This window comes from Phyllobacterium sp. LjRoot231 (genome assembly GCF_964253365.1).
GTDB lineage: Bacteria > Pseudomonadota > Alphaproteobacteria > Rhizobiales > Rhizobiaceae > Phyllobacterium.
In genome coordinates, this window is sequence record NZ_CAXUQT020000001.1 from 178,337 (window position 1) to 194,763 (window position 16,427).

At 56.9% G+C, this 16,427-nt stretch carries 14 protein-coding genes; 10 read left to right on the forward strand and 4 right to left on the reverse strand.

Annotated features, from left to right (window positions below; translation table 11 throughout):
* Positions 1-193: 193 nt before the first annotated feature.
* The 8 genes from ACSQ3H_RS00880 to ACSQ3H_RS00915 all read left to right on the forward strand — a co-directional run bounded on the left by ACSQ3H_RS00880 (position 194) and on the right by ACSQ3H_RS00915 (position 10,561).
* Positions 194-1,141: a LysR substrate-binding domain-containing protein gene (locus ACSQ3H_RS00880; protein ID WP_436115288.1), complete on the forward strand. Its 948-nt coding sequence runs from the start codon at positions 194-196 to the stop codon at positions 1,139-1,141.
* Between the two features lie 178 nt (positions 1,142-1,319).
* Positions 1,320-1,733, forward strand: coding sequence for a VOC family protein (locus ACSQ3H_RS00885; RefSeq protein ID WP_436115289.1), 414 nt, complete (start codon positions 1,320-1,322; stop codon positions 1,731-1,733).
* 51 nt (positions 1,734-1,784) lie between these two features.
* Positions 1,785-2,618, forward strand: coding sequence for a DMT family transporter (locus ACSQ3H_RS00890; RefSeq protein ID WP_436115290.1), 834 nt, complete (start codon positions 1,785-1,787; stop codon positions 2,616-2,618).
* A 271-nt stretch (positions 2,619-2,889) separates the two neighbouring features.
* Complete coding sequence (locus tag ACSQ3H_RS00895) at positions 2,890-4,839, forward strand: PrkA family serine protein kinase (RefSeq protein ID WP_436115291.1); 1,950 nt, start codon at positions 2,890-2,892, stop codon at positions 4,837-4,839.
* Between the two features lie 25 nt (positions 4,840-4,864).
* Complete coding sequence (locus tag ACSQ3H_RS00900; RefSeq protein WP_436115292.1) at positions 4,865-6,187, forward strand: YeaH/YhbH family protein; 1,323 nt, start codon at positions 4,865-4,867, stop codon at positions 6,185-6,187.
* 7 nt (positions 6,188-6,194) lie between these two features.
* Positions 6,195-7,745: a SpoVR family protein gene (locus ACSQ3H_RS00905; protein WP_436115293.1), complete on the forward strand. Its 1,551-nt coding sequence runs from the start codon at positions 6,195-6,197 to the stop codon at positions 7,743-7,745.
* A 149-nt stretch (positions 7,746-7,894) separates the two neighbouring features.
* Positions 7,895-8,350: a (2Fe-2S)-binding protein gene (locus tag ACSQ3H_RS00910; RefSeq protein ID WP_436115294.1), complete on the forward strand. Its 456-nt coding sequence runs from the start codon at positions 7,895-7,897 to the stop codon at positions 8,348-8,350.
* Positions 8,351-8,353: 3 nt separating this feature from the next.
* The gene (locus tag ACSQ3H_RS00915) at positions 8,354-10,561 is read left to right on the forward strand and encodes a molybdopterin cofactor-binding domain-containing protein (RefSeq protein WP_436115295.1); all 2,208 of its coding nucleotides are present in this window, start codon (positions 8,354-8,356) and stop codon (positions 10,559-10,561) included.
* Positions 10,562-10,662: 101 nt separating this feature from the next.
* Here the strand turns inward: ACSQ3H_RS00915 and ACSQ3H_RS00920 are convergent, their stop codons facing one another.
* From ACSQ3H_RS00920 to ACSQ3H_RS00930, 3 genes are all read right to left on the reverse strand, one after another.
* The gene (locus ACSQ3H_RS00920; RefSeq protein ID WP_436115296.1) at positions 10,663-11,538 is read right to left on the reverse strand and encodes a protein-L-isoaspartate O-methyltransferase family protein; all 876 of its coding nucleotides are present in this window, start codon (positions 11,536-11,538) and stop codon (positions 10,663-10,665) included.
* Positions 11,539-11,616: 78 nt separating this feature from the next.
* Positions 11,617-12,243 (reverse strand): GntR family transcriptional regulator, encoded by a 627-nt coding sequence (locus ACSQ3H_RS00925; RefSeq protein WP_436115297.1) that lies wholly within the window; start codon positions 12,241-12,243, stop codon positions 11,617-11,619.
* Between the two features lie 93 nt (positions 12,244-12,336).
* Positions 12,337-13,266, reverse strand: a complete 930-nt coding sequence (locus tag ACSQ3H_RS00930; RefSeq protein WP_436115298.1) for a LysR family transcriptional regulator — start codon at positions 13,264-13,266, stop codon at positions 12,337-12,339.
* Positions 13,267-13,420: 154 nt separating this feature from the next.
* Here ACSQ3H_RS00930 and ACSQ3H_RS00935 point away from each other — a divergent pair, with 154 nt between their 5' ends.
* Together ACSQ3H_RS00935 and ACSQ3H_RS00940 are read left to right on the forward strand one after the other, a co-directional pair.
* On the forward strand, positions 13,421-14,605 hold the full coding sequence (locus ACSQ3H_RS00935; protein WP_436115299.1) for an MFS transporter: 1,185 nt from the start codon (positions 13,421-13,423) through the stop codon (positions 14,603-14,605).
* A 16-nt stretch (positions 14,606-14,621) separates the two neighbouring features.
* Entirely contained in the window at positions 14,622-15,446 is an 825-nt protein-coding gene (locus ACSQ3H_RS00940; protein WP_436115300.1) for an aldo/keto reductase, read from the forward strand.
* Between the two features lie 65 nt (positions 15,447-15,511).
* Here the strand turns inward: ACSQ3H_RS00940 and ACSQ3H_RS00945 are convergent, their stop codons facing one another.
* On the reverse strand, positions 15,512-16,366 hold the full coding sequence (locus tag ACSQ3H_RS00945; protein WP_436115301.1) for a D-alanyl-D-alanine carboxypeptidase family protein: 855 nt from the start codon (positions 16,364-16,366) through the stop codon (positions 15,512-15,514).
* Positions 16,367-16,427 lie beyond the last annotated feature (61 nt).

Sequence of the window (16,427 nt, forward strand, 5' to 3'; positions counted from 1 at the left end):
GCGATCCGGCTCCACCACGAAGCGTGGCTTGATACGTGCGGTAATGATGCTGATACGGGGTTCATAACTTCAACTCCAAATGTTGGCGACGCGTTGCGTCTCAATGTGTTGTGTTCTAGATGCGCCGTTCTGCGCTTGTTTTCCAACAAAACGCCGAGTAGCATGCATAAGGACAGCTTATGCGAGACCGTTGATGAATCTGCCTCCGCTAGCCGCCATTCGCGTCTTTGAAGCCGCTGCGCGCCACGGCAGTTTTACCAATGCCGCCGAAGAACTCGGAATGACGCAAGCAGCGGTCAGCTACCAGATCAAGCTTCTGGAAGAGAGAATTGGCGCATCGCTTTTCCTGCGCCGCCCACGCCAGGTGATCCTGACGGAAGTCGGAGCGCGGCTTTCACCGGCAATTAGCGAGGCGTTCGACATGATGCGCGCAGCCATCGCCGCGACGCGCGAAAACGCCGATGGTATACTTACAATCACAACCATTCCCACATTTGCTGCAAACTGGCTGGTGCCACGGCTGGGTTCATTCCAGTTGGCTCACCCATCCCTCGCGGTCCGGCTGCAGGCAACGCGCGAGATGATCGACTTCGCCCGCCAGGACGCCGACATCGGCATACGCTCGGGTGGCGGGCGTTGGCCCGGCATGGTTTCGCATAAAATCTTTGGCGCCGACTTTGCGCCCATGCTGAGTCCGGCTCTTGCTGCAACAATCGGCGGCGTAAAAACACCTGCGGACCTTCTCAAATTGCCGATCGTCGATCCGAGCGATCCTTGGTGGAAAATATGGTTTGCAGCAGCGGGGGTGTCCAAACCCGATCTACGCGGTGATCCGCGCAGCCGCTTCGGCGATCAACATCTGGAAGGTAAAGCGGTGATCGCCGGCCAAGGCGTCGGTATTCTGACGCCGGTCTTTTATGAAACCGAACTTAAATCGGGTCAGCTGATCCAACCGTTTGATATCGTTGGCAATGACGATCATTTTTATTGGCTGGTCTATCCGGAAGCCCGGCGTAACGTGCCTAAAATCCGCGCGTTCCGCGACTGGTTGCTCGGGCAATTGGAAGATAAACAGGCGGAACCAGAGGCTCCGCCTGCCGAAATGCTTAAAAAACGGCAAGATAGCGCAACAATGAAATAATACCGATTACCACGACGATGACCTGCACGATCTGTTTTGCACCGATACAACTCACCGTTGCGTGATTTGGTTCCCTCGAACAGACGTGGAAATGCTGCTTTTCCCGCAACCTCTCATTGTTTGCCTTTAGACTTGCTGCTAGGTTTCAGCGCACTCCCGCCCCATCAGGATACCTCCCATGCGCTCGCTGTTTCACCTTGCCTACCACGTCACCAATCTCGATGACGCAAGGCACTTTTATGGTGGAATTCTCGGATGCGAAGAAGGGCGTAGTACAGATACCTGGGTTGATTTCGATTTCTTCGGGCATCAGATTTCGCTGCATCTCGGCAAGCCTTTCGAAACGACCAATACCGGCAAGGTCGGTGACCACATGGTACCGATGCCGCATCTCGGCATCATCCTGCCGCTCGATGATTGGAATGTCCTGGCAGGCAGACTGAAACAGGCGGATGTCGATTTCGTCATGCCGCCGGTAGTACGGTTCAAGGGTGAGCCCGGCGAACAGTGGACGATGTTCTTCCGCGACCCGTCGGGCAATCCGATCGAGGTCAAGGGCTTCGCCGATTTCGCCAGCGTCTACGCGAAATAGCGCCAGTTCATCGTGGAAGTACAGCAGTCCAATTTGAAGGCAGCGTTCTGGATGACCGGATCGCTCACCGCCATTCTGCTCATGGCGGTTTCCGGTCGCGAAGCATCGAAAGAGCTCAACGTTTTCCAGATCATGGAGATGCGCTCGGTCATCGGGCTTGCCATGCTCTACCCTTTGATCCGCTCGTCGGGCGGCTTCAGGGCAATGAAGACCACGCGTATCTGGCAGCACCTTGGACGCAACACCGCGCATTATGCCGGGCAGTTTGCCTGGTTGCAGGCCCTGTCGATGATCCCCCTTGCACAGATAATTGCCATCGAATTCACTACACCGGCCTGGACGGCTGTAATGGCTGTTGCTTTCCTCGGGGAGCGACTCAATATCTGGCGAATATTGACGATTGCCCTTGGCATCATCGGCGTCATCATCATTGTCCGGCCTGGCATAGGCACGGTCGAGGTGGGCCAGATCATCGTCCTTGGCGCCGCCCTCACCTTCGGCATTTCCTTCACCATGGTTAAATCCCTGACCCGCACGGAGAGCGTCGTAAAGATCATTTTCTGGATGCTGATCATCCAGTCCGGAATCGGACTGCTGCCTGCCTTGCATGAGTGGCAGTGGCCTTCAATGCATGTCCTGCCGTGGGTGATCATCATCGCCTTTACGGGCACTTTCTCGCATTTCTGCATGGCGAAGGCCCTGCAATATGCCGATGCAACCGTGGTCATTCCCATGGACTTCCTGCGCGTGCCGTTAACGGCTGTGCTCGGCTGGCTAATCTATGCGGAAAGAATCGATATATTCACAGCTGCTGGCGCGGCGCTCATCCTTTCGGGCAATCTGCTTAACCTCAAGAATCGAACACCTGCGCCAATCGGAGCGTAATTCAGGGTAAATTCTTTTGTCCTACCCGTTACGTTAGGCGATTGTCGTTCCTACATAGCCATAGGAAGGACATAAATGTGAGGGATGATAGCCGTTCGACCGCGGACACATCTCAATATCTTGATTGATATATACAATATTATAGCAATCAGTGTCTTGCGCAGTGCAGCGACTCATCCGACACTGTGTCCATTCGGCATGCAATCCTCTGAGCGAGGGGCGGCCCCTTCAGCTCAGATTCCACTGAATTTGCACGTGGCTGGAGGTAAACATGACTACGCAAGCTTCTGACGTATTTAGCCTCTTCTCTGAGATTTACAGCAGCGAGAAGCAGGAAGAGATGAGCCTGCAGGAATATCTCCTCGCCTGCCGCAATGATCCCAAGATGTTCGCTACGGCTTCCGAACGAATGGTGGACGCCATTGGCGAGCCGACATTGGTCGATACCAGCGCTGACGAACGTCTCGGCCGTATCTTTCTCAACCGCACCATCAAGATCTATCCCGCCTTTGCCGACTTCTACGGCATGGAAGATACGATCGAACGGATTGTCGGCTATTTCCGCTATGCTGCCCAAGGTCTGGAGGAACGTAAGCAGATCCTTTATCTGCTGGGGCCCGTCGGCGGCGGCAAATCTTCATTGGCCGAGCGGCTCAAGCAACTCATGGAACACCGGCCCATCTACACGCTGAAGGCAGGGAGCCAGATCAGCCCGATTTTTGAATCGCCGCTTGGTCTTTTCCACCCCGATCGTATGTCAGGTCTGCTGGAAGACAAATACGGCATTGCCCGTCGCCGCCTCAACGGCCTGATCTCGCCATGGGCAACAAAGCGCCTCGACGAGTTCGCCGGCGATATTTCGAAATTCAGCGTCGTCAAAATTATGCCATCCAGGCTGCGGCAGATCGGCATTGCCAAGACGGAACCCGGCGATGACAACAATCAGGATGTCTCGTCGCTGGTCGGCAAGGTCGACATTCGCCAGCTCGAAAATTTCAGTCAGGCCGATCCTGACGCCTATTCTTTCAGTGGCGGATTGAACCGGACGACACAGGGTCTGCTCGAGTTCGTCGAAATGTTCAAAGCACCGATCAAGGTACTGCATCCTCTGCTGACGGCAACGCAGGAAGGCAATTACAACGGCACCGAGAACTTCGGCGCTTTCCCGTTCCAGGGCATCATTCTTGCTCACTCGAACGAATCCGAATGGCTGCAGTTCAAGAACAACAAGAACAACGAGGCTTTCCTCGATCGCATGTCAGTGGTCAAAGTCCCCTATTGCTTGCGGGTCACCGAAGAGAAGCAGATCTATGAGAAACTGCTGCGCGAAAGCGAGCTGCTGAACAATCCATGCGCACCGGAAGTGCTGGAGATCCTCAGCCGCTTCACAGTATCCACACGCATGGCGGAGCATGAAAACTCGCCGCTCTATACGAAAATGCGCGTCTATGACGGCGAGAACCTCAGAGAATCCGACCCCAAAGCCAAGTCCGTGCAGGAATACCGCGATGCGGCCGGCGTCGATGAAGGCATGAATGGCATCAGCACGCGATTTGCCTTCAAGGTGCTTTCGGAAACCTTCAACTACGATACCAAGCAGGTGGCGGCTGACCCGGTGCATCTCATGTATGTGCTGGAGCAGGCAATCAAACGTGAGCAGTTTCCTCAAGAGATCGAGGCGAACTATCTCGATTTCATCAAGTCGGAACTCGCCTCGCGCTATGCCGAATTTATCGGGCACGAGATCCAGAAAGCCTATCTGGAATCCTACAGCGAATATGGTCAAAATCTGTTTGATCGCTACATCGCCTACGCAGATGCCTGGATCGAAGATCAGGACTACAAGGATCCGGACACAGGGCAAATACTCAATCGTGGCATTCTCGACAGCGAATTGTCGCAGATCGAAAAGCCTGCAGGCATCGCCAATCCGAAGGATTTCCGCAACGAAGTAGTAAAGTTCACCTTGCGCGCCAGGGCCAAGAACAACGGCCGCAACCCCTCGTGGACGAGCTACGAAAAGTTGCGCGAAGTCATCGAGAAGCGCATGTTCGGTCAAGTGGAGGATTTGCTGCCGGTTATCAGCTTCGGCTCGAAGAAGGACGGCGCCACTGAGAAGCAGCATACGGAATTCGTCCAGCGCATGGTCGAACGCGGCTATACGGAGCGGCAGGTTCGCCGACTGGTTGATTGGTATATGCGGGTGAACAAGGCCGGCTGACGACCCGCCGAAGAGAGGTGCGTGCATGCCGAACTTCATCGATCGCCGCCTGAACCCGAAGGACAGAAGCCTGAGCAATCGCCAGCGCTTTCTGAGGCGTGCGCGTGTCGAATTGAAGCGCGTCATCAACGAGAAGATATCGACTGAGAAGATCACGGATGTCGATGCCGAGCACGCCATTCCTTTGCCTGTCGGCGGTACTAGCGAGCCCAGCTTCGCTCCGGATCGCAGCACCGGCCGCCGCGAATATGTTCTTCCAGGCAATCGGGAATTCGTTCTTGGTGATCGCCTGCCAAAGCCGGGTGCAGGTGGAGGCGCTGGTGCCGGCAAGGGCGGCGCCGCCGATCTCGAGCTGGAAGACGATTTCCGTTTTGTGCTGTCGCGTGAGGAGGTCCTTGATCTGTTTTTCGAGGATCTGGAGCTCCCGGACATGGTCAAGTCCAGCTTGAAGGAGGCCGTTGCCTTCAAGCCTCGTCGCGCTGGCTTTACGACTGCCGGAGCGCCGACCAATATCAACGTCGGGCGGTCCATGCGCAACAGCTTCGGCCGGCGCATTGCCTTGAGGCGGCCTAAACAGTCCGATCTGGACGCGGTCACCGATGAACTGGCCCTGCTAGAGGCTGAGGCGAAACCAAGTCCGGCATCACTCGAGCGCCTCGTCGAATTGCGCCGCGAACTTGAGGTCCTGCAACGCCGGCGCAAATTGGTAGCCTATATCGATCCCGTCGATATTCGCTTCAACCGCTTCGAGCCAATGCCTGTGCCGAACGCCAATGCGGTTATGTTTTGCCTGATGGACGTTTCCGGTTCCATGGGCGAGCGCGAAAAGGATCTCGCCAAGCGATTTTTCGTCTTGCTGCATCTGTTTCTCAAGCGGCGGTACGAGCGCATCGATATCGTATTCATCCGCCATACCCATCAGGCGCATGAGGTCGATGAGGAGACTTTCTTCCACAGTACCCAGAGCGGTGGAACAGTCGTATCCACGGCGCTGGAGGAGATGCGGCGCATCATCGAGGAACGTTATCCGAGCAGGGACTGGAACATTTATGCCGCCCAGGCGTCCGACGGCGATAACCTGACGGGCGATTCCGAGAATTGCGTCAATCTGCTGAACAATGAGCTGATGCAGCTTTGCCAATATTATGCCTATGTCGAGATTCTCGATGAGCGGGAAAGTGCCATATTCAGGTCGACAGACAACGGTACGTCGCTATGGCGCTCCTATCGTCTGGTCGGGCGGAACTGGCGTAATTTCCAGATGACGCGAATAGCCAAGCCCGGAGACATATATCCGGTGTTCCATCAGCTTTTCGCCAAGCAACCAAAAACGACAAAAAGCGGCTGAGCGGCCAATGAACAAGAGTGCAGGCACGTCCGATCTTCTGTTTCAAAGTTCCGAATGGAACTTCGACACGCTGTACCGCACCTATGACGCGATCAGGGAGATTGCGCTCGGTGATCTTAGCCTTGATGTCTATCCCAACCAGCTGGAGATCATTTCATCCGAGCAGATGCTCGATGCCTATTCCTCCAACGGTATGCCGCTGATCTACCAGCACTGGTCATTCGGCAAACATTTCGTTTATGAGGAGCACCATTACCGCAAGGGGCATCGCGGGCTTGCTTACGAATTGGTCATCAATTCCAATCCTTGCATCACCTATCTGATGGAAGAAAACACCATGTCGATGCAGACACTGGTGACCGCGCATGCAGCCTTCGGCCACAACCACTTTTTCAAGAATAATTATCTGTTCAAACAATGGACCGACGCAGACGCTATCTTGAACTATATGGAGTTTGCCAAGGGCTACATCGCGCGCTGCGAGGAGAAGTATGGTCTGGCTGCGGTGGAACCCATTCTTGATGCGGCCCATGCTTTGATGGATCAGGCGGTGTTTCGCTACAACCGGCCGCCACGCAATTCACCCTTGAAGGAGCGTGAGCGGGTCCGCGACCGGTTGGAATACGAGGAGCGTGCCTTCAGCGATTTATGGCGTACGCTGCCGCAGCGCAAGACCGGCGAGGACCGGACCGAAACGGAGCGGGACTTATCGGAGCGCAAGAAGACCCTTAATCTTCCGGAAGAGAACCTGCTCTATTTTATCGAGAAGAACAGCATCATCCTCGAACCCTGGCAGCGGGAAATCCTGCGTATTGTTCGTGTCATAGCGCAATATTTCTACCCACAGCGCCAGACAAAGGTGATGAATGAAGGCTGTGCCACGTTCGTCCACTACACCATCATGAATATGATGTTTGACAGAGGGCAGCTCAGCGAAGGCAATCTCTTGGAAATGCTGCACAGCCACTCCAATGTCGTGTTCCAACCCGGGTTCGATGACCCGCGTTTTTCCGGCCTCAACCCCTATGCAATCGGCTTTGCCATGATGCAGGATATCGAGCGCATCTGTACACAGCCGACCTCGGAGGATCGCGACTGGTTTCCCGAGTTTGCCGGCAATGGCGACTGGCGTGGGACATTGCTCGACGCCTGGGCCAATCACCGCGACGAATCATTCCTCCTGCAATATCTGAGCCCGGCGCTCATCCGTAAAATGCGCCTGTTCGCCCTGGAGGACGAGACGAAGGAAAACCACTACAGGGTCGCGTCGATTCACGACGAACGCGGTTATGAAAAGATCCGCAGCACGCTTGCCCGAAGCTATGATATCGGCGTGAACCAGCCGAACATCCAGGTCGTCGATGTGGATTTTCGCGGCAACCGGCATCTGCGCCTGCAACACACGGTGCGGGACGGCATCGTTCTCGACGAGCACACGCGCAGCGCCACTTTGCGGCACGTCCGCTGTCTTTGGGGTTACGATATCAGCCTCGTTGGGGTCGAAGCGGGCTCGGAGAAAATCCTCTACGAAACCTCCGCCGACAGGCTTGCCGATTAGGTCCTGACGCTGGACTGGAACCCGTGGACACGGCAACGCATCCGGCGTATCTTGGTTGAGGATTTGACGAGGGCGCAGATGCTCTTCCACATCTTTGTGCGGTGTCAACTCCAACCCTCCCCCCTGCCCCAGCCACCCTCGAGGAAGCCATGGCCTATAATCTCAAGATTAACGGAACCGCTCATAGCGTGGACGTCGATGACGACACTCCGCTGCTTTGGGTAATACGCGACGTGCTCGGCATGACCGGCACAAAGTTCGGCTGCGGCGCCGCCCTTTGCGGCGCCTGCACTGTCCATATCGACGGCGTAGCGACGCGTTCCTGCGTTACCACGGTCGACAGCATCGGCGACAGCGCCATCACGACAATCGAAGCAATTGGAGAAACGCCGCAAGGCGCGGCGTTGCAAAAAGCCTGGCTCGATCTCGAAGTCGTGCAATGCGGTTACTGTCAGTCAGGCCAGCTCATGTCGGCGGCCGCCCTTTTGACCGATACTCCGAAGCCGACCGATGCGGATATCGATGGCGCCATGTCTGGCAATGTCTGTCGATGCGGTACCTATCAGCGCATTCGCGCCGCCATCAAGCAAGCAGCGGAGGCCTGAGCCATGGACACTCTCAATCTGAACGAACCAACCTCGGGACATACCAGCACGTCTCGCCGCGCCTTCCTTAAAGGAGGCGGGCTGCTCCTGGGCTTTGCTCTGATCGGCGGTACCACGACGTCGGTTTTTGCCGCGAGCGCATCGCAGGTGACCGAAGAAGAAGTGACGGCACCTTTCGCGCCGAATGGCTTCATTCGCATCGATCCCAAGGGCACCGTCACATTGGTCATGCCGATGGTTGAAATGGGGCAAGGCACCTATACCGCCTTGGCCATGCTGCTAGCCGAGGAACTGGAAGTCGATCTCGATCAGGTCCAGGTCCAGCATGCACCGCCCAACGACGCACTCTATGCCAATTCGATCCTGCATATTCAGTCAACCGGCCTCTCTTCATCCGTGCGAGCCTTCTGGACACCCTTGCGTCAGGCCGGTGCGGTTGGCCGCACACTGTTGATCGCCGCTGCGGCAAAACAGTGGGGTATCGATCCTGCCACCTGCAAAGCGGCACGTGGTGTGGTCACGGACGTCTCCGGCTCGAAGCACCTGAGCTATGGCGAATTGGCCGACGCGGCATCGAAACTGCCGGTACCGGCAGCGGATAGCGTCAAGCTGAAGGATCCGAAGGACTTTACCCTGATCGGTACGCCCGCCAAACGGCTCGATGCGGCGATAAAGGTCGATGGACGCGCCATGTACGGTATCGATACCAAATTGCCTGGGATGAAGGTTGCGGCCATTGCAATTTCGCCCGTCTTTGGCGGCAAGCCGAAAACAGTGGATGAAAAGGCCGCTCTCGCCGTCAAGGGCGTGCACCAGGTGGTCAAGATCGATGAGGCGATAGCAGTCGTTGCCGACCATATGGGAGCGGCCAAGAAAGGACTGGAGGCCGCTGCTATCGAATGGGATGACGGTCCGAACGCCAAGGTCAACAGCGCCGATATCATCAAGCAGCTGGAAGAAACGTCGAAACAGCCCGGCGCGGTTGCACGCAATGAAGGTGACGCCGAGAAAGCGCTCGGCACAGCGGCACAGCGGCTTGATGCCATCTATCAGGTACCTTTCCTCGCCCATGCAACGATGGAACCGATGAATTGTACGGTGCACATGCAAAAGGACAGCTGCGATATCTGGGTCGGTACCCAGGTGCCGACGCTGACCCAAATGGTGATCGCCGGCGTTACTGGTTTTCCCAAGGAAGCGATCCGAATTCATAATCACCTTCTGGGTGGTGGCTTCGGCAGACGTCTTGAGCCAGACGGCACCGTGCTGGCCGTCAAGATCGCGAAGCAAGTGGACGGCCCGGTCAAGGTCGTATGGAGCCGCGAGGAAGATATCCAGCACGACATGTATCGCCCCTATTATTACGATCGGTTATCGGCTGGGTTGGACGCCGACGGCAAGCCGGTGGCGTGGACTCACCGTATCACCGGCTCATCCATCTTCGCGCGCTATATCCCGCAGGCTTTCGTCAACGGCCTCGATCCCGACGCCGTGGAGGGGGCCGCTGAACCGCCCTATGCGTTACCGAACATCCATGTCGACTATGTCCAGGTCGAACCGCCCGGTGTTCCTACCGCTTTCTGGCGCGGTGTTGGTCCAACCCACAATATTTTTGTGGTCGAGAGTTTCATGGATGAACTCGCCCATGCTGCCAAACAGGATCCGGTTGCCTATCGCAAGGCGCTGCTCGCAAAAAACCCGCGGGCGCTCGCCGTGCTGACCTTGGCCGCGGAAAAAGCAGGGTGGGGCGCGTCACTGCCTGCTGGTCAAGGTCGCGGCGTCTCGGTAGCCTTCATTTTTGGTTCCTACGTCGCCCAGGTGGCCGAGGTGGAAGTCGGTCCTGACGGCGCCGTCAAGGTCAAACGCATTGTCTGCGGACTGGATTGCGGTATGTCGGTTAATCCCGACACAATCGAAGCGCAGATCCAGGGCGGCTCGATTTTCGGCTTGACCGCCGCCTTGCACGGCGCCATCACATTAAAGGATGGCCGGGTGGAGCAGAGCAATTTCGACAATTACCTGCCCATGCGTATCGACGAAGTGCCAGTGATCGAAACCCATCTTGTCAAGAGCGCCGAGGCTCCCGGCGGTATCGGCGAGGTGCCAACCTCCATCGTCAGTGCCGCTGTGACAAACGCAATCTTTGCCGCTACGGGCAAGCGAGTTCGCACTTTGCCTATCGATCCTGAGCTGCTGAAATCGTCGACCTGAACGCCGAGCGTTCAACATCAACAACGCTTTCGAACATCGGGAGAAGGCAAAGCTTCTCCCGATGCAAGTATAGCGAGTTGTTAACGCGCCACTGTAGTCACTTATTCATACGCCAGCGCCCAGCCCGAACCCTTCAGCCAGCATCGATCATATGGAATATCGTCGGTGCGGTAGAGGCGAGTGACCCGATCCCAACCGCCATTGGCGAATGCTGTGGCGAGCGCCTCTTCCGATTTTTCGTCTCGCATGCCGACGCATGGGTAGATCGCGACACCCGAAACCCAGCGCGCTGCGAAGGCTTCGCCTTCACGCGTGATAACGAATACGGCACCCCGCGGTCTGCTCCGCCCGCTTCGGCTGGTGTAACCATCATCCGTCGTCAAAGGCAGCACCAGCCGGCCTCCATCCTTGAGTCTGTCGAGCCATATATTGGCGGGACGCGTCGCACCGGCATTGACGTAGATTATATCCGCCGGTTCAAATGGAACGATTGTCCCATCACCTTCGATCACTTCGACATTTGGATAAGAAGCTAGATTCGCCTTGGCGCGCGCCGCAAGATCCAGTTCGAGTTCGATCCCGGTGACGTGCCCTGACGGTCCGGCCAGATGCGCCATGATTGCGGTGTAATAGCCGACGCCCGCGCCGACATGCACAATATGCTCGCCTGCGGCTGGATGCGCGCACCACAGGAGATGCGCATGCAACGATGGCTCGCCATTGTTGATGTGCCGTTCGGGCGATATACCGACCAGATCGTCAGTATAAAGGTAAACAGGATCGGCGCTCGGCGTATCAACATAGCCGACACCGAACCGGCGCATTGGCCATGGTCCCGGTCCCAGGAAAGCCTCGCGAGGAGTTTGCGCAAAGGCATTCTCGATACGGTGATCCTCAATGCCAACACTCGCCAATATTTGCTTGGCGAAGGCACGGCGAACGATTTCAAGTTTCTCGCCGTCAGTCATCGATTGCATTTCAGCTGAACCAGAAACATGTCGGCATTGTAGTCAAATTGCCCTGAAAGATACAGCAAGTTGAATGATGGCGCTTTTCTAGCTAGTCAGTTCGTGACGCACGCCTGCCGCTCCCTTCCCTACATGTGCAGCGCATAGCTGACCGGTCAACTCGGCGTCACGCGCTTCGATGGCCGAGACAATCGCGCGAAGCTCATCGAGCGCGTCGGCGTTATGGCTCACCAAGCTTGGTGAAAGGTGCTGCAGGATGATGATGCGATTGTTGAGGTGGGTCAGCATTGAGCTCGCTACACTGTTGCCGCAGCCTTCGAGCAGAATCGAGTAGAACTTATTTTCGGCGGTCATCGGATTTTGGTCATCCAGACGATCGACATGCTCACGCAAGCGGGCAACCTGCGCATCGCTGGCATTGCGAGCGAATTCCTCGCCCACCAAGGGCGTCAGCGCCTGCCTGACGCGAAGCATCTCATTGGCTTCCCGTGCACCGGGCTTAGCCACGGAAAGCCCCCTCCGCGGTGTGCTAACGATCATGCTTTCAGCCTGCAAATGCTGCAATGCTTCACGCAATATCGTGCGGCTTACGAGCAATTCCTCGTACAGCTCGCGCTCTATCAGTTTCTGACCCGGCCGCAAAGATCCTGACAGAATCGATTCACGTAGGGTGTCCGTAACTTGCTGGCGCAAGGATGCTGTCTCTTGAGGCATGTGTAGACCCAATATCGCCATCGTCCATCCTCGATTCCACATGCGCTCGTCATGCGAGCTACGATCATTCGTTATATTTCAATAAATATAACGTCAAGTGGAAGACGAATCACGATGCTCGGCATCCGCTCCCAGGTTCTCGGCCAGAAAATCGACGAAACTGCGCACCCGCGCCGCAAGATATTCATGGCCAACGAACACCGCATGGATGAGTTCCATGTCACCTGGGTTGTAATCTTCAAGCAGCACGACCAAGCGACCCTCCCGGATATCGTCGCGTACGTGAAAAAGACCAAGCCGGGCAATGCCGAGCCCGGCGACGCACATCTGCTGCGCGGTCGCGCCGTTGTTGGAGAGGAAGTTTCCCGACACCGCCAACGTATCGATCTCCCCTGTCTCCGGATTCCTGAACGGCCACTCATTCAGCACGCGACGAAAATTGAAGTTGAGGCAATTGTGACGTTCGAGGTCACGTGGATGTGCTGGCGTGCCGTGTGCCGCAAGATAGCCGGGCGAGGCGATCACCACCACGCGGCTTTCAAAAAGCTTGCGCGCCTTCAAGCTCGAACTGCGCATGGGACCGACGCGAATGGCGATATCGGCACGCTCCTCGATTAGATCAACCACACCATCGCTAAGGGAGACATCGAGCTCTACCTCCGGATAGCGCTGCAGAAACTTTGGAACGAGCGGCAGGACGCAGATCATGCCGACCGGCACCGAGGAATTCACGCGCAACAGTCCGCGTGGTGCAGCCGAGGCGCCAAAGGCTACAGCCCGCTCTGCCTCTTCAATCTCAGCGACAATACGGAGTGCCCGCTGATGGTAAATTTCGCCCTCCGGCGTCAATCGCAGCGTGCGTGTCGAACGGACGAGCAGACGCGTTCCGAGCCTCTCTTCGATGCGGCTGATCATCTTGCTGACGGCGGAAGGCGTGAGGCCAAGCCGCCGGCCCGCGGCAGAGAAGCTGTTGAGCTCCACCGCCTGCACGAAAACGTCCATCTCTCCGGCTCGATTGTCCATGATCAGCGGCCCATTTCACCTATGAATTCACTTCACAAGTATTGAGCAATATGAGGCGATTATCAAGGTAATGGCGATGCGCCATATTCAACCCACTCGAACGGATCAATTCGCAGGCTAACTCCCAAGCAGCCTCCATTCAAAGGACAAGACAATGCCTCTCGCTCTTCTGGCGTTGACAATCAGCGCCTATGCCATCGGGACGACAGAGTTCGTCATCGTTGGTCTTCTGCCAACCGTCGCCACTGATCTCAACATTAACCTGCCGCTTGCCGGTCTCATCGTCAGTGTCTACGCGCTCGGCGTGACCTTCGGCGCGCCGGTCCTTACCGCCCTTACCGGCCGCATCGAACGCAAGCCGCTTCTGCTCGGCCTGATGGCACTTTTCATCGTCGGCAATACTGCCGCCGCGCTTTCGCCGAGCTATGAACTGCTGCTTGTCGCTCGCGTGCTCAGTGCTTTCGCCCACGGCGTGTTTTTCTCAGTCGGCGCCACCATTGCTGCCGATCTCGTGGCACCGAACCGCCGCGCCTCCGCCATCGCCATGATGTTCCTTGGCCTCACGGTCGCCATTGTCACTGGCGTACCGCTCGGCACCTTCATCGGTCAGCAACTCGGCTGGCGAGCAACCTTCTGGGCTGTATCCGGGCTTGGTGTCATTGCCTTCATAGCCATCGCGATCCTGCTGCCATCAAAGATCGCCAAGGCTGCCCCGGCCCGGCTCATCGACCAGGTGCGGGTGCTTGCCCGCGGACGCTTGCTCCTTGCCTTTGCCATGACGGCGCTTGGCTATGGCGGCACCTTCGTCATGTTCACATTCCTTGCCCCGGTACTTCAGGAAATCACCGGTTATGCTGGTTCCACGGTCAGCCTCATCCTCGTCCTTTACGGTCTTTCCATCGCGGTCGGAAATATGGTCGGCGGGCGCGTCGCCGATGGTAATCCGGTTGGTGCGCTTGTGGTCATGTTCCTGCTGCAGGCGATCGTCCTTGCAGTCTTTACCCTCACAGCCGTGTCGCCCGTATGGTCATTGGTGACGCTAGCCGCCCTCGGTGCGCTCTCCTTCTCCAATGTGCCCGGACTGCAGCTTTATGTCGTACAGCTTGCCAAGATCCATACGCCTGATACCGTCGATGTCGCCTCGGCTCTCAATATCGCTGCCTTCAACCTTGGCATCGCCGGTGGCGCTTTCCTCGGCGGCATCATCGTCGCCTCGCCGCTCGGCCTCGGTGCGACACCTTGGGTCGGTTCAATTCTCGTGGCCGGCGCGCTCGGCCTCACCCTCTGGAGCCAGATGCTCGACCGCCGGGCGACGACCGAAGCTCTGGCCACCTGCTAAATCCAAAGGAAACACGATGTTCAACGTAAACGCCAATGGCGCCAAGATTCCTGCAATAGGCTTCGGCACGTTCCGTATGCCCGGTCCCGACGTGCTCCGCATGGTCCCGGCTGCCCTGAAACTCGGTTACCGCCACGTGGATACGGCACAGATTTATGGAAACGAGGCCGAAGTCGGCAAGGCCATCGCCAATTCTGGGGTCGCCCGCGGCGATATCTTTCTCACCACGAAAGTCTGGGTCGACAGCTACCCCCATGATGATTTCATCAAGTCGGTCGATGAAAGCCTGCAGAAGCTCAAAACCGACTATGTCGATCTCCTGCTTCTGCACTGGCCGCGAAGCGATGTGCCCCTGGCCGAACGCGTTGGTGCATTGAACGAAGTGCGTGACGCAGGGAAGACCCGTAATATCGGCGTCAGCAACTTCAACACAGCGCTGATGGCGGAATCCATCGCTCTCAGCAAAGCGCCAATCGTTACCAACCAGGTTGAATATCATCCCTATCTTGATCAGACAGCGGTGCTCAACGCTGCCCGCAGCAGCGGCATGAGCATCACCGCCTACTACGCTATGGCCGATGGCAAGGTGTTTGGCGATCCGGTGATCAAGGCCATCGCCAGGACTCATGGCAAGAGCGAGGCACAAGTCGTCTTGCGCTGGCTCATACAGCAGGACGGTGTGGTTGCGCTGTCGAAAACGGTCAGCGAAGAGCGCGCCCGCAGCAATTTCCAGATATACGATTTCGAGCTGTCAGCGGAAGAAATGCAGGCTCTGCATGCACTCGCAAACCTTGGCGGCCGTATCGTCAATCCGGGCAATCTCGCACCGAAGTGGGATTAGCTAGCGAACCGCGTCTGCCTGCCTGGAACCGTGAAAGTCTATTCTACAATTAATAGCTTCGCGGTTTAACGCGAAGCAACTTGTGGTAGATAAGCGTTGACCAAGCTTACAACCTGCGCGTCACGACTTTTCGCGGTCTCGCCGCCCATCACCACCGCCACTAACTGCCGGCCATTGTCGTTGATCGAGGTGACGATGTTGAAGCCGGAAGCCCGCACATAACCGGTCTTGATACCGTCCGCACCATTCAACTGTGCCAGAACACGGTTATGGCCACGGATCAGCTTGCCGTTGTAGACGAAATCCGGGGTGACGAAATAATAATATTGCTGGGGGTAATGCCTCCGCAAGGACATACCGAGCAGCGCCATATCACGCGCCGTGGTGATCTGCTGCGGGTCGGGCAAGCCGGAAGCGTTGTGGAAGTTCGTGCCTCGCATGCCGAGTTGATGTGCCTTCGCCGTCATCTGGGCTGCGAACTGGTCTTCCGTGCCGCCGAGATATTCGGCAAGGGCCACGGCGACGTCATTGGCGGATTTGACCACGATCGCCTTGATCGCGGTATCGACATCGATCGTCTGGCCTGGCTTCAAACCGAGTTTGCTCGGTGCCTGTGATGCGGCGTGAGCAGAGACCGGCAGGAGTGTCGTCTTCGTGATCCGTCCGGATTTCAGGGCCTCGAAGGTCAGATACAGCGTCATCATCTTGGTCAGCGATGCCGGAACGCGCGGGAGATCGGCGCTCGACTGATAGAGCACAGCGCCTGTGCTGCCATCGACGACGATGGAGGCGGATTTTTCCGAAACAGGTGCAACCGTGGGGGTGACGGTATCAAGCGTTGCAGCGGTGGTACAGCCGCTTGCGCTGCCAAGGGTCAAAGCCATCAACGCCACGATTTTCGAAAATGAATATAACGACATATGGACTCGCGGCACGTTTATTTCCGGACATAATGCTTATGCGAAAGAGCAGATGTCTAGC

Bases quoted from the DNA above. Each gene is read 5' to 3' on its own strand.
- ACSQ3H_RS00880 (WP_436115288.1), top strand. From the start codon at position 194: ATGAATCTGCCTCCGCTAGCCGCCATTCGCGTCTTTGAAGCCGCTGCG.
- ACSQ3H_RS00885 (WP_436115289.1), top strand. From the start codon at position 1,320: ATGCGCTCGCTGTTTCACCTTGCCTACCACGTCACCAATCTCGATGAC.
- ACSQ3H_RS00890 (WP_436115290.1), top strand. From the start codon at position 1,785: ATGACCGGATCGCTCACCGCCATTCTGCTCATGGCGGTTTCCGGTCGC.
- ACSQ3H_RS00895 (WP_436115291.1), top strand. From the start codon at position 2,890: ATGACTACGCAAGCTTCTGACGTATTTAGCCTCTTCTCTGAGATTTAC.
- ACSQ3H_RS00900 (WP_436115292.1), top strand. From the start codon at position 4,865: ATGCCGAACTTCATCGATCGCCGCCTGAACCCGAAGGACAGAAGCCTG.
- ACSQ3H_RS00905 (WP_436115293.1), top strand. From the start codon at position 6,195: ATGAACAAGAGTGCAGGCACGTCCGATCTTCTGTTTCAAAGTTCCGAA.
- ACSQ3H_RS00910 (WP_436115294.1), top strand. From the start codon at position 7,895: ATGGCCTATAATCTCAAGATTAACGGAACCGCTCATAGCGTGGACGTC.
- ACSQ3H_RS00915 (WP_436115295.1), top strand. From the start codon at position 8,354: ATGGACACTCTCAATCTGAACGAACCAACCTCGGGACATACCAGCACG.
- ACSQ3H_RS00920 (WP_436115296.1), bottom strand. From the start codon at position 11,538: ATGCAATCGATGACTGACGGCGAGAAACTTGAAATCGTTCGCCGTGCC.
- ACSQ3H_RS00925 (WP_436115297.1), bottom strand. From the start codon at position 12,243: ATGCCTCAAGAGACAGCATCCTTGCGCCAGCAAGTTACGGACACCCTA.
- ACSQ3H_RS00930 (WP_436115298.1), bottom strand. From the start codon at position 13,266: ATGGACAATCGAGCCGGAGAGATGGACGTTTTCGTGCAGGCGGTGGAG.
- ACSQ3H_RS00935 (WP_436115299.1), top strand. From the start codon at position 13,421: ATGCCTCTCGCTCTTCTGGCGTTGACAATCAGCGCCTATGCCATCGGG.
- ACSQ3H_RS00940 (WP_436115300.1), top strand. From the start codon at position 14,622: ATGTTCAACGTAAACGCCAATGGCGCCAAGATTCCTGCAATAGGCTTC.
- ACSQ3H_RS00945 (WP_436115301.1), bottom strand. From the start codon at position 16,366: ATGTCGTTATATTCATTTTCGAAAATCGTGGCGTTGATGGCTTTGACC.